Origin of the sequence: Desertivirga xinjiangensis, from assembly GCF_024436435.1 — a bacterium.
Classification (GTDB): Bacteria; Bacteroidota; Bacteroidia; order Sphingobacteriales; family Sphingobacteriaceae; genus Desertivirga; species Desertivirga xinjiangensis.
On sequence record NZ_JAFMZP010000002.1, the window covers coordinates 215269 to 228028 of the forward strand.

The window sequence follows — 12760 nt, forward strand, 5'->3', positions numbered from 1 at the left end:
TACATGTTACAGGGCACATTATTTCAAATAGATGCAGAAACTCCATGGCAGGATTTAGGCAATGGCATACAAAGGCAGATCTACGGTTATGACGACAAGATCATGCTGGTAAAAGCGAAGTTCGATACAGGTGCGATAGGTACCCTGCATGAGCATTACCACTCTCAGGTTACTTACGTGGAAAGCGGCGTTTTCGAGATGACCATCGGCGAACAAAAGAAAATAATCAGAAAAGGTGATGGTTATTATATTCCTCCCCATGAGATCCATGGTTGCGTATGTCTGGAACCAGGCATGCTGATCGATATATTCAGCCCTCACAGGGAAGATTTTTTATAAGCTAACACACATCTAAAAACCAATTTAATATGAGAAGGGGAATAAGTTTAATCTGCCTGTTATGGATGGGATTTGTAACAGTAGCGCAGGAGACGCCGGAAGTTAGAAAAGTGGTTTATCCGCAAGGATACACTTCTCAGATCAATGTGATCTATACCCAGGTAAAGGGATGGGACGGTAAAATGGATCTTTATCTTCCTCCTAAAGAGAAAGGGCCATCTCCAGTGGTAATCAATATACATGGCGGAGGCTGGAATAAAGGAAGCAAGGACACGCAAAGTGGCTTCAGCACTTTTTTCAAGAAGGGTTATGCTGTAGCTAACATTGGCTATCGTTTATCGCAGGTTGCCACAGCGCCTGCTGCGGTTGAAGATACCCGTTGTGCTTTAATTTACCTGATCAAGAATGCAAAAGAGTTAAATATTGATGTCAACAAGATTGTAATCATGGGCGGTTCGGCAGGAGGGCACCTTGCTTTAATGGGCGGCCTGCTCGGTAACAATCATACCTTCGATACCAACTGCAAAGGGGTTAACAATGTTAAAGTAGCTGCCATAATTGATAAATACGGAATTACCGACGTGGGCGATTGGGCTTATGGCAAAAATATTACCAGTAAATCTGCCGTAATGTGGCTGGGTGATAAGGCTTCAGATGTTAATTTCAGAAACTCTGTTTCTCCAATCACTTATGTGACAAAGAACAGCCCCCCGGTATTTATAGTACATGGCGATGCTGACCCGGTTGTACCTTATCAGCAATCACAGGAACTTCATAAAAAATTGGTAGAGGCTGGTGTTAAAACTGAATTCATCACCGTAGAAGGCGGTCTTCATGGCAAATTCACGAAAGAAAAAAATTCAGAGCTGAACGTAAAGATCATGGAATTCCTAAAGAGTGTAGGCGTTCATAACTAGGAAGACCATGAAAATACAAGGTTTACGTTGGTATATCATTTTCCTGATCGGCCTGGCAACAGTTATCAATTATATTGATAGGAGTGCCATCAATATTATGTGGCCATATATCTATCATGAGTTTGGGATAAGTGATGTCGATAATAAAAGTACACTGGCTCTGATTACTTCATTTTTCATGGTAGCCTATGCTATAGGTCAAACATCAACAGGTAAGTTAATGGATGCCATTGGCACACGCATGGGTATGGCAATCTCGATTGCCGGATGGAGCATTTCGATTGCATTACATGCGATGGCCAAGTCTATTTTTTCTTTCAATGTTTTCAGGTTCCTGCTTGGATTTTTTGAGGCGGGCAACTGGCCGGGGGCGACAAAGAGTAACGCTGAGTGGTTTCCGGCGAAAGAAAGAGCCATTGCTCAAGGAATATTTGGTGCAGGAGCCTCCCTTGGATCAGTGATCTCTGCGCCGATCATTGCTATATTGTTTGTGACGTTTGGCTGGAAGGCTACTTTCTTCCTGATCGGTGGTCTGGGCTTGATCTGGTTGATTCCCTGGTTGTTTATTAATAAGGCGAATCCCGATAAACATCCCTGGATCACGGAAGAAGAGAAACAGCACATATTGTCTTCACCCGCACAAGCACAGGATGCCGCTTTAAATGCACCAGCATTGTCATGGAAGGAACTTTTATCCTTCAGAAGTACCTGGGGTATTATTCTCGGCCGCTTTTTTATAGATCCGGTGTGGTGGTTATTCGTAACCTGGCTTCCAACGTTCTTAAAGGAGCAATTCCTTTTTGATATCAAACAGATCGGTGCCTTTACATGGTTTCCATACCTCTGCGCCGCTATCGGAAGTTTACTGGGTGGTTTTTATTCCTCCAAACTGATCAAAAAAGGAGCAGATCCGGAAGTTGCACGAAAAAAGGCAATTACAGTAGGTTCCGTTTTAATGATGCTTGGACTGGTAGCCATCCTATTCTACCTGGATTCTTTAAAGGATCGTCCTTACCTGGCGATGGGCTTAATCGGCCTGACCCTGTTTGGCTTCCAGTTTCTTATCGGAAACCTTCAAACTCTCCCTAGTGATTATTTCAATGGGAAAAATGTGGGCACCGTTGCAGGTATGGGCGGCACCGCTGCAGTTATAGGTACTTTATTTACTACCTGGGCAGTGCCTGTTATTACACAAACGAGTTATGTGTCCTTCTTTTTACTGGGAGCGGCTTTAGTTCCGCTCGCCTGGTTATCAGTTAAATTCATGAGTTCTAAAAATTAAATTAAATAAATCAAGATGCGTTTAAAAAACAAAGTAGCAGTTGTAACAGGTGGAGCAAGAGACATAGGCAGAGCTATATCCTGCCAGTTAGCCCGTGAAGGAGCAAAAGTAGTGATCAATTATTTTGATGATGAAGCTAAGGCTCAGGAAACAGCTGACCTGATCAAAGCAGAAGGCGGCCAATCCATTATTGTTTACGGAGATATGACTAAAGCTGACGATGCCAATAACCTCGTTGCTAAAGCTAGAGAGGCTTTCGGAGAAGAAATTCATATTCTTGCTAACGTTGCCGGCGGGCTGGTTGGGAGGAAGAAGCTGGTAGAAATGGAGGAATCTTTCTTTGACTTCCTGGTTGATCTGAACTTCAAATCAGTTTTCCTGGTTTCTAAGGCAGTTGTGCCTTTCATGCCTGAAGGTAGTTCCATCATCAACTTTTCCTCTTTAGCAGCTCGTGATGGCGGTGGTCCGGGAGCAAGTGTTTATGCAGCGGCGAAGGGTGCGGTAATGACCTACACTCGTTCACTGGCAAAAGAATTGGGTCCGCAGGGCATTCGTGTAAACGCTTTGGCTCCGGGAGTAATCTCTACAACCTTCCATGATGTGCACAGTACACCTCAGGTTCGTCAGAACATTTGCAATGCGACAGCGCTGCGCAGAGAGGGAAGTGCCCAGGAAGTTGCAGACCTGGTGGCTTACCTTGCTTCCAGCGACTCAAGCTTCATCAGCGGGAATAACATTGATATTAACGGAGGTCTTGCCTTCTCTTAAAAAAATAAATAAATCCCTCCGGATTGTCTGGGTATAAACAGTCAATCCGGATAAAACTTAAGCCAATTATACGAGGAATAACCACCCTTGCATTAAACGAAATAAAGGCGTTAAACAACCAATATCGGAACCATAAACCAGTTCCACAAATAACCACCTGACAACGTAGTCAGGCGATTAATCATATAACCAATAAATTAAATTGTAATGATTAAACCAGGATTTTCTTCCACCTGCAAAACTGGGGTCGCTCTGCTTATGCTGGGGCTTGTTTTGCAATGGAACGCAGAAGCATTCGGCCTGGAAAAGACAGCAGCCGGAAGCAAATTAGCCCAGGATATCACCGTAACCGGGAAGGTAACAGACCTAAAAGGTGATGCATTGCCTGGAGTGAGTGTGATAGTAAAAGGTACTAAAAATGGTACCACCACCAATGCCTCGGGTCAATACACACTCAAGCAGGTTCCCGATAATGCTACCCTTGTTTTGAGTTTTCTAGGATTTAAAACCAGAGAGGTTGCAGTTAACCGTCGTAAAGCCATCAATGTTATTCTTGAAGACGATACCAAAGCCCTGGATGAGGTAGTAGTAGTAGGCTATGGTACTGTTAAAAAATCACACCTAACAGGGTCTATAACCAAACTGGAGAACCAGAACCTTGACGAGATTCCGGCTTCCCGTTTAGACAATGCTCTGGTGGGTAAACTAGCAGGTGTAAACATCCAGAATGTAAATCCTGAAGCAGGCGCAACACCACAGATCAGGGTAAGGGGATTAAATTCTATAAGTGCAGACTCTGAACCTCTTGTAGTGGTGGACGGATATCCTGTACCCGACGGGCTGGCATTTGTTAACTCTCAGGATGTAGCTTCCATTGAAGTGTTGAAAGATGCCGCATCTGCTGCGATATACGGATCCAGGGGTGCCAATGGAGTGATTCTGATCACCACTAAAAGCGGCAGGTCGGACAAGCCTAGGTATTCCATAAAAGCCTATACAGGAATAAAAGAGGCCTACAAGCTTAATCCGCATATGACATTTACAGATTACGCACAAATGTTATATAATGAGGCTGCTTTACGGGCTAATGATCCTACCGTGCCAGCTAACAGGCGAAATCTGATAAGCGCTGGAGAGCAGGCATCCTATATTATTGAAAGCCAGATCAGTGGCTCGCCAACCGACTGGCAGCAGGAAGGATTGAGGGATGCCAGTATTAATAACGTACAGTTCAATATCTCGGGAGGTAAAAAAGACCTTCGGTATTACATCTCAAGCAGCATCCAAAGAGATCAGGGGATAATGAAGGAAAGTCAGAATGACAAGCTAAACTTCAATGCAAAAATAGACGGGTCCTTAAGTAAAAAAGTTACTTTCGGATTGAACCTAAATCCAAGTTATAACAAGATAAACAGACCACCTGTTAATTACACTGACTACTACCGCTACGCCTCGTTCATTCCTGTGTTTCATAACGAATTTACTGCCGCATTCGTAAATCAGAATCCTCAATGGGCGAATATTAAAGCCGGTGACTATGCACAACCACGGCACTTCAGTGATTTGAGTTATGCAGGCTTAATGCCCGATGGAAGTTATTTCACAGGAAGTAGCGTAGATCCATGGTCATCCACTTCAAATAACCCTGTTACCATTATGGATCGAGAGGACCGCAATACGCATACATACAGGATGCTTGGTGGTGGTAATATTTCAGTTAATTTTCTGCCTAACCTGGTTTTTAAAACTTCGATCGGCGGCTATTTCACATATCAGGAGAATAACAGCTTTATTCAAACAGACTCGCGTAATGACGGTCAGGTAAACGAGGCAACTTTTGGAACCCGGAAATTAGTTGACTATCTATGGGAGAACACTTTGAATTATTCCTTTAAGAAGAAAGACCACAACTTCACTGGATTATTAGGGTATACTGCTCAAAAGACGACAACTTTCTTATCCAACATAAATGGGTATAACTTTCCCAATGAAGACTTTCAAACTATAAATCAAGCCGCACAGATTAACCAATCTCTAACAAATACGACCCAAGAACCCATTGGGCTGATTTCTTATCTTGGTAGGATCACTTATGACTACAAAGGGAAATATTTGTTTTCAACAAGTTTGCGATCTGATGGAAGCACTTATTTTAATAAAGGAAGGCAATACGGTTGGTTTCCTTCTGTCTCTGCTGGATGGCGCTTAAAAGAGGAGTCTTTTTTACAACAGGTGAATTGGCTTAGCGATTTAAAACTCAGGGCAAGCTATGGCGCGACTGGTAATAACCGTATCCAGAGCTTCGCTTATTATAACCTGTTATATCCGGGTAATTATTCATTTGGCGATGGTACTGGTGCTGTAAGTCCAGGCCTGGCTCCAAACAGTAATACACTTTCTAATCGAAGTATCACCTGGGAAAGGACTTATGAATATAACATTGGTTTCGATGCAGGTTTTAACAAAAGTAAGTTTACAGTTGCGCTTGATTACTATAATAAAGTTACCGACCGCCTATTGTTTAAGGAAACCGCTATGTCGTTTAGTGGTTCTTACGACCACTGGAATAATGTCGGACGAGTCCGGAATCAGGGTATAGAACTTGATTTTAGCTCATTAAATTTTTCGAAAAGAAATTTTGAATGGAAATCGTCTTTTAATCTTTCAGCCAATAGAAACAAATTACTGGATCTCGGTGGAGAGCAGTATCAATTAAATTATGGTGAACGTGAAGAAGTATATGCTGCTTATTTAGGAGGACCGGCGATTCAGTATTACGGATATAAAACCGACGGTGTATGGCTTTCTCAAGCTCAAATCGATGAAGCCAAGACAAACGGTCAAACTTCAACGTTATCCAGATACTATCAGGCAGGAGGATTGAAGTTTGTAGATGTGAACGGTGACAATGTTATAAGTATTGAGGATCGCACGATTCTAGGCACACCATTTCCAGATTTTACCTGGGGCCTCACCAATGCATTTAAGTACAAAAGTTTTGACTTAAATATATTATTGCAGGGAGTTCAGGGCGCCAAAGTGATAAATGGTGATGCCAATTACAATGAAAATAAACGATATAATCCAAAGTTTACTGAGAATCGTTGGTTAAGTGCAGCTAATCCAGGGGATGGAAAAACTCCTTATTATACCAATGGTGAAAATTGGATGCTGACTGATTATGTAATTGAGGATGCGTCTTATGCTGCTATCAGAAATGTGATTATCGGATATACTTTGCCAAAGAAATTTGCCGCGAAAGCAAACTTAAAAGGATTAAGGTTTTATGGATCGATCGATAACCTTCTCTATATAATGGGCAAAACTTACCGTGGAATTAATCCAGAAGCGCTTACTACTACGAATCAATATAGCTCGCCCCTGATAAGTGGTTACCAGCGGGGTGCATTTCCAATTGGCCGTACATTCACCTTTGGTGTTGATTTGAATTTATAAACTACTTAAAGACGATTCAAATGAAATCATTTAAATATATAATATCAGGAGTTATACTGAGCTTTAGCCTTTCGGCATGTCAGAAAATAATAGATGTGGAGCCTGTTTCTAATGAAAGGGTTGAAGATTATTATCACAATTATAACGAAGTAGATGTTGCACTCACAGGATGTTATAAAGGTTTGCAGGAGCCTCTCAGAAGTGAATGGCGTGTTACAGATCTGCGAAGCGATAACTTAAAATTGAATGTGATCAATAGTTCATCTGCGGAGAATGTTTTCCTGCTGCATCTTGACACCTACGAACTAAATACGAATCATCCCGATGTCTATGATTACTGGCTGGCTGAATATAAAAATATTCGAAGTATCAATTATGTACTCAAAAGTCTTGGGGTGAAATACAGCAACGGACAGGTTGAGTTTGGAGAAAGACTGGCGCAAGTTAAAGATTCTGAGCGTGACCAGTTAGCCGCAGAAGCGTTATTTCTGCGTGCCTATCATTACTTTAACCTGGTACGCCTGTACGGAGGCGTGTTTTTAATTACAGAACCTCTTGAGGCCGAGAACGCCAGACAAATTAACCGGTCGTCTGTTCAGGATTGCTGGAATTTCATCGTAGCGGATCTAAAAGCCGCAGAGACGAAGCTGAAAAGAGTGCCCTACGGATCAATGAATAAAGACGATATGGGACGTGCGACTATTTGGGCCGTAAAAGGTTTGCTGGCTAAAGTTTACTTAACTCTTGACCGTAAATCAGAGGCACTTCTGCTGCTTAATGATGTTATTGATAATAGTGGCTATGGACTGGAATCTACTTACAGTAGTGTATTTGCCATCAGTAATGAAATGAATAAAGAAATATTATTCGCCGTTCGTTTTAAAGCGGGCGGACTGGGGATGGGAAACTGGATGGCAAATTATTTTGCTCCTCTTGCCAGTGGCAATGCGGTGGTGAACGGAGATGGGAGGGGACACAGTTACCCATCAACAAATTTAAGTCAGGCCTATAAGACTCCAGGTGCCGGAAACAAAGATTTGAGAAAGGATGTAAATATTGGTACCTACGTTAGTCAGCTTTATACAAAAAAATACCTATCTCAGGTATTGATTGAGGATGATGCTGAGAATGATTTTCCGGTGCTGCGTTTTGCAGATATCCTTTTAATGAAAGCAGAAGCAATTGGATTTGACGGGGCTGGCGGTACTTCTGTCTCCATAATCAATCAGATCAGGCAAAGGGCCGGTGCCACAACGTTCAGTACTGGTGATTTTAATGCAGCATTTTATGTATATCCTACAGATCCGTCTGATGTAAATGCTATTACCGACGATAAGTTTGAAGAAGCATTGTTCAATGAAAGAAGGTTAGAGCTCGCATTCGAAAACCAGCGCTTTTTTGACCTTTTACGCACGGGCAAAGCTGTAGATTACATCAGGAATTACTTTGCTTCAGAGTTTGATTCTCATTATAGAAAATATACTCTTACACTAGCTCAATTGCAGGGCTTGGTAACACAGGATCGGTTGTTATTACCAATCCCCCAGCGGGAGATTGATACCAATACTCAGATTAAAATTGCTCAAAACAGTGGTTATTAGAAGCCATAAAGGAGGTTTATCATGAAAGGAATTATTAATAAAGTAGCTTGTGTGTTTTTGCTAGGCTTGGTCATCATGACTTCCTGCAAAGAGGAGAAAGAGCTTAAACCGGCCGATACTTATACGCTTGGTGATTTTGTGTATAATTTGGCTACGAAAAAATTCGAGCCTGAAGCACAATTAAGTGGTAATATTCAATCGGCATCCGGTATTAAACTGGTGTATTATTATTTATTGAGAGGAGAGGAAAATCCTCCGGTATTAGTACATACTGAAGAACCTGCGCAAGAAAACCAGTTCGACTATAATTTCACTATTCCCAACGAGAGCTTTTCGGCTTTTGATATGAAAGAGGCAACTGGTGTAAAGGTAGTGCTGAGGCATTTGGATAACACATCTTCGGAAGATCAGTTTAGAATATCTTCGTTTATGCCGGAAAGACCCGAATTGTCGGGATTTCCAGCTATACTTACACCCGTTACAACTGGCGGTACAACACTGGTTAGCGGGAAGATCGAAGCAGAAAGCGGCATTGCGAAGATCGAAATTTATGATAATTATAAGGGAAGTTTCGAGTTGGTGGAGAGCATCACAAACCTGAACGGTGCCAAAACCTACGATTTGAACTATAACTATTCTTATACCAAGAGTGCTTCGAAACTTAAAATTGTAGTAACGGATGCTATCGACATACCCGAAGAGGTAATAGTAGATTTGGACGTTCCTTACTCGTATTACAAAGTCTTCATGACTGCGCACGGTACAGGGACAAATACCATATTTATTCCCGAATCTGGAATTACTCTTGGTAATTGCAGTTTAAATGAAGCCGAAGCTGTGATGGCGTTTGTTTACTATGCGACAAGTAATGGACCTACATTTTATAGCCCGACTAATACTGGCAATGTCTCGGCAAATTTCAGGTGTAACGGAGTTTCTTGGACAATACAAAATCCTGCGGCAATGAGAGCGACAAAGTTCAGGGTGTTGGTTCAGGGTACTACAGGTATCAACAATTTGTATACACAATTTGATGCTAACACAATAGCAAATTTGGACAATGCCTATTTTACCGCAAACTCTATTTCGGCAGCAACCGGAGTATCCGCAAGATTTGATCCGGCATCTGCAGGAACTACATCTGTATTTAACTTAACCACTGCTTCTTTGATATATGTCCGCATTCCGGATATTGGAAATCCTTCCACTTACAAAAATGCATTGATCAAGATTCGTGAAGCTACTTCTACGGGTAATACCTCAACCGTGCAGTTTGAAATAATGATTCAAAAGAAATAATGAGTGTGAAAGGAGAGACCGATTGAGTCTCTCTTTTAATTTTGATGTAATGAGACCTTTTTTAACTATTTTGTTACTAGCTGGGGCATTTGCTGCGGCTGCTCAAACAAAAATCGTCAACAACTCCAAAGAGCTCAAAGCTGCTGTAGCCAATGCCAAACCTGGCGATAAGATCATACTTGCCAGTGGCGAATGGAAAGATGCCAACTTGGTTTTAAGCGGTACCGGTACGGCGCAAAAGCCTGTACGGATTTCTGCTCAAAGTCCCGGATCTGTTATCTTATCAGGAAATTCGTCCCTAAAACTATCCGGGGAACACCTGATTATTAAAGACCTGTATTTCAAAAACGGCTACGCAGCCAAAGGTGACGTTATTGAATTCAGAACCAGCAATGATAAACTGGCTAACAATTGCCGGCTTACTGGGATTGTCATAGAAAATTACAGCAAACCTGAAAAATTCACAAGCGATCATTGGCTGGTTTTATTTGGAAAAAACAACAGGGTGGACCACTGCACTTTCGTGGATAAGCTAAACCTTGGCACCACTGTGATCGTGGAATTAACTGATGAACGAAGCCAGCAGAACTACCACAGTATTGACAGCAATTACTTTAAAGGCAGGCAGCGCCTTGGATCAAATGGGGGTGAAACCATCCGTGTGGGTGTATCCAAATACTCCCTTACACCTTCGAGGACTAATATTAAATATAATTATTTCGAAAGGTGTAATGGCGAGGTGGAAGTGGTTTCTGTCAAATCGGGTGAAAACCAAATTAGCTTCAATACATTTTTTGAATGCGAAGGTAGCCTGGTCTTACGTCATGGAAGCAACAACGTTGTAGAAGGAAACCTTTTCCTGGGCAACAATAAGCCCTTTACCGGAGGAATCCGTGTGATAAATCCTGGTCATAAAGTATTCAATAATGTTTTAATTGACTTAAAAGGGGATGATTTCCGCTCTGCACTGGCTGTGATGAACGGGGTGCCAAACTCTGTAATTAATCGTTATCACCAGGTTAAGGATGCAGATATTCATCACAATACATTTGTTAACAGCAAGAGTATTGAGTTTGGCGCAGGCAAAGATACTGAACGTACGGCAGCACCGGAGAACGTTCAATTCAGAAATAACCTTATTGCCGGGCCGTCTGAGCCGCTTTACACAGATCATAACCAATCCGGCATTTCCTTCACTGCGAACGCGGTTGTCAATGCTAAACAGCAAACACTTCCTCCAGGGTTTAAAAATGTTAAAGCAACCAATAAGAGTTTTAAAGGAATTGAAATACCTAAGCCAGTTTCCGGAGCAGGTGCCGATCCTTCAAAGCTTCCCTTAATAAAAGTGCAAGCAACGGGTGCCAGTTGGTATAAGCCCACGGCTAAAACAGTGAGTCGCAAAGGTAAACGAATTAAAGTACCGGCTGCTGAAGCTGGCAGACTAGAGCATTTGATTAGCAATGCAGATGCAGGGGATACGATAGTATTAACGGAAACAGACATCTATCCACTTCAGACCGAACTGTTTATAAGTAAACCAATCACCATTATCGCCGCTGAAGGCTTAAAAGAAAAACCGGTATTGGTAAACGTGAGTGATAAGATCTTGAGATCTTTCATCTGTATTGAGAACGGAGGAGCTTTGCTCGTCAAAGGAATAGCATTAAATGGCAGTTACCAGAATTATGCAGACGTCCAGGCCGGCATCACGACCAGTACCAAACCGATGATTCTGCATTATAAGTTAGCTGTTGACAACTGTGAATTCTATAACTTCAATGAGAGCAGCTTTAGTGCTTTTAAAGCAAGTAAGGGTACCTATGCTGATAGCCTGACTATAAAGAACTCTGTTTTCAGAAATATCTCAGGAACAGCTCTGGATTTGTCTTCAGAAAAGGATGACAAAGGCATTTATAACGCAGAAGTTACAACGATTGAGAACTGCCTGTTTACTGGGATTCTGGGTTCTGCACTTAATTTATACCGCGGGGGGAATGACGAAAGTACTACCGGGCCATTATTAAATATAAACCACTGTACTTTTAATGAAGTAGATAACCGGGAACAGGGATCCGTGCTTAGCCTGCTGGGCGTGCAACAGGCCAGCATTACCAACTGCATTTTCAATAAAAGCGGGCAGGGAGGACGCTCTGTTTATTTCCAGGAAAGTGGCAAAGACGATCTTATGGTTGATTTTTGCAATCTGTATCAATCAGGGAAAATAGAATCTTTCTATAACAGGGTAACAGGAAATCACATCTACAATACTGAACCGAAGTTTAAGGACCCGGACAGGTTTGATTTTAGTTTACAAAAAGATTCTCAATTACTTAATAAATCTTCTGAAGGCAGAGCATTAGGGTTTAATCTTTAGCAGCAAAGTAGGTATAATGATTTCGTTTCTTCGTCATCTTAAATTTCTTCCTTCGTCTGTAGCGAGGGCCTGCGTTGGAGGGACTACGGATTCTCCCATGAATTGGAGTCTCTGACTCTTTAGCCGCCTAATACTTGGCGCCCAGCGAGTCAGAGACTCTTTTTTATTGATGAATCCATAGAAACCCTGCGGAATTCTATGGACAGGTAAGTCGATAAAGGGTCATCCTACATTCCTTCGCCCCCCGTCTGTGCGAAGACTGTCTGATAAAACACAAAAACCCGGCATTTCTGCCGGGTAACGATATTTAACGATGGTAACAATGGCGAATTTTAAGTTGTTGACCTTATCCCGATGTAAACTTTCTCTCCGATCAACTTTACCGGGTAGGTCTTTATAGAAAAATCATCACCGCTAAGACATTCGCCGCTGTGAAGCGAAAACGTTTTTTTATGGAAAGGGCAAGCTACCTTTGGTTCACAGTTTTCGCCGGTGCTGCCGATCATGCCCCTGGACAAAACCATTTGCTGTTTATGCGGACAAAGATTTTGGGTAGCAAACCACTCATTCTTCCGGGTGAAGTTGAATACGGCAATCTGTTCGTCTTCATGTTTAACACATGCTCCGCCATTTTCCGGTACATCACTGGCATTACAAGCAAGTACCCATTTTATATCTGATGTTAGTTCGATTTCCATGTTATTCATTCAAAAAATTAGATATT

General features: G+C 42.0%; 9 protein-coding genes. 8 read left to right on the plus strand and 1 reads right to left on the minus strand.

The window, feature by feature from the left end; genetic code table 11:
* Positions 1–3: 3 nt before the first annotated feature.
* The 8 genes from J3P37_RS05745 (at position 4) to J3P37_RS05780 (ending at position 12036) form a co-directional block, all read left to right on the plus strand.
* Positions 4–339 (plus strand): cupin domain-containing protein, encoded by a 336-nt coding sequence (locus tag J3P37_RS05745; protein WP_256010091.1) that lies wholly within the window; start codon positions 4–6, stop codon positions 337–339.
* Positions 340–368: 29 nt separating this feature from the next.
* Complete coding sequence (locus J3P37_RS05750) at positions 369–1256, plus strand: alpha/beta hydrolase (RefSeq protein ID WP_256010092.1); 888 nt, start codon at positions 369–371, stop codon at positions 1254–1256.
* A 7-nt stretch (positions 1257–1263) separates the two neighbouring features.
* Complete coding sequence (locus J3P37_RS05755; protein ID WP_256010093.1) at positions 1264–2538, plus strand: MFS transporter; 1275 nt, start codon at positions 1264–1266, stop codon at positions 2536–2538.
* A 15-nt stretch (positions 2539–2553) separates the two neighbouring features.
* The gene (locus tag J3P37_RS05760; protein ID WP_256010094.1) at positions 2554–3306 is read left to right on the plus strand and encodes an SDR family NAD(P)-dependent oxidoreductase; all 753 of its coding nucleotides are present in this window, start codon (positions 2554–2556) and stop codon (positions 3304–3306) included.
* A gap of 207 nt (positions 3307–3513) precedes the next feature.
* Complete coding sequence (locus tag J3P37_RS05765) at positions 3514–6762, plus strand: SusC/RagA family TonB-linked outer membrane protein (RefSeq protein WP_256010095.1); 3249 nt, start codon at positions 3514–3516, stop codon at positions 6760–6762.
* A gap of 20 nt (positions 6763–6782) precedes the next feature.
* Positions 6783–8363 carry a RagB/SusD family nutrient uptake outer membrane protein gene (locus J3P37_RS05770; RefSeq protein ID WP_256010096.1) on the plus strand — a complete coding sequence of 527 codons (1581 nt, stop codon included), beginning with the start codon at positions 6783–6785 and terminating at the stop codon, positions 8361–8363.
* 21 nt (positions 8364–8384) lie between these two features.
* Positions 8385–9662: a hypothetical protein gene (locus tag J3P37_RS05775; protein ID WP_256010097.1), complete on the plus strand. Its 1278-nt coding sequence runs from the start codon at positions 8385–8387 to the stop codon at positions 9660–9662.
* A 49-nt stretch (positions 9663–9711) separates the two neighbouring features.
* Positions 9712–12036 carry a chondroitinase-B domain-containing protein gene (locus tag J3P37_RS05780; RefSeq protein ID WP_256010098.1) on the plus strand — a complete coding sequence of 775 codons (2325 nt, stop codon included), beginning with the start codon at positions 9712–9714 and terminating at the stop codon, positions 12034–12036.
* Between the two features lie 332 nt (positions 12037–12368).
* On the opposite strand, the gene nirD is transcribed toward J3P37_RS05780, so the two are convergent.
* The gene (gene nirD / locus J3P37_RS05785) at positions 12369–12734 is read right to left on the minus strand and encodes a nitrite reductase small subunit NirD (protein ID WP_256010099.1); all 366 of its coding nucleotides are present in this window, start codon (positions 12732–12734) and stop codon (positions 12369–12371) included.
* Positions 12735–12760 lie beyond the last annotated feature (26 nt).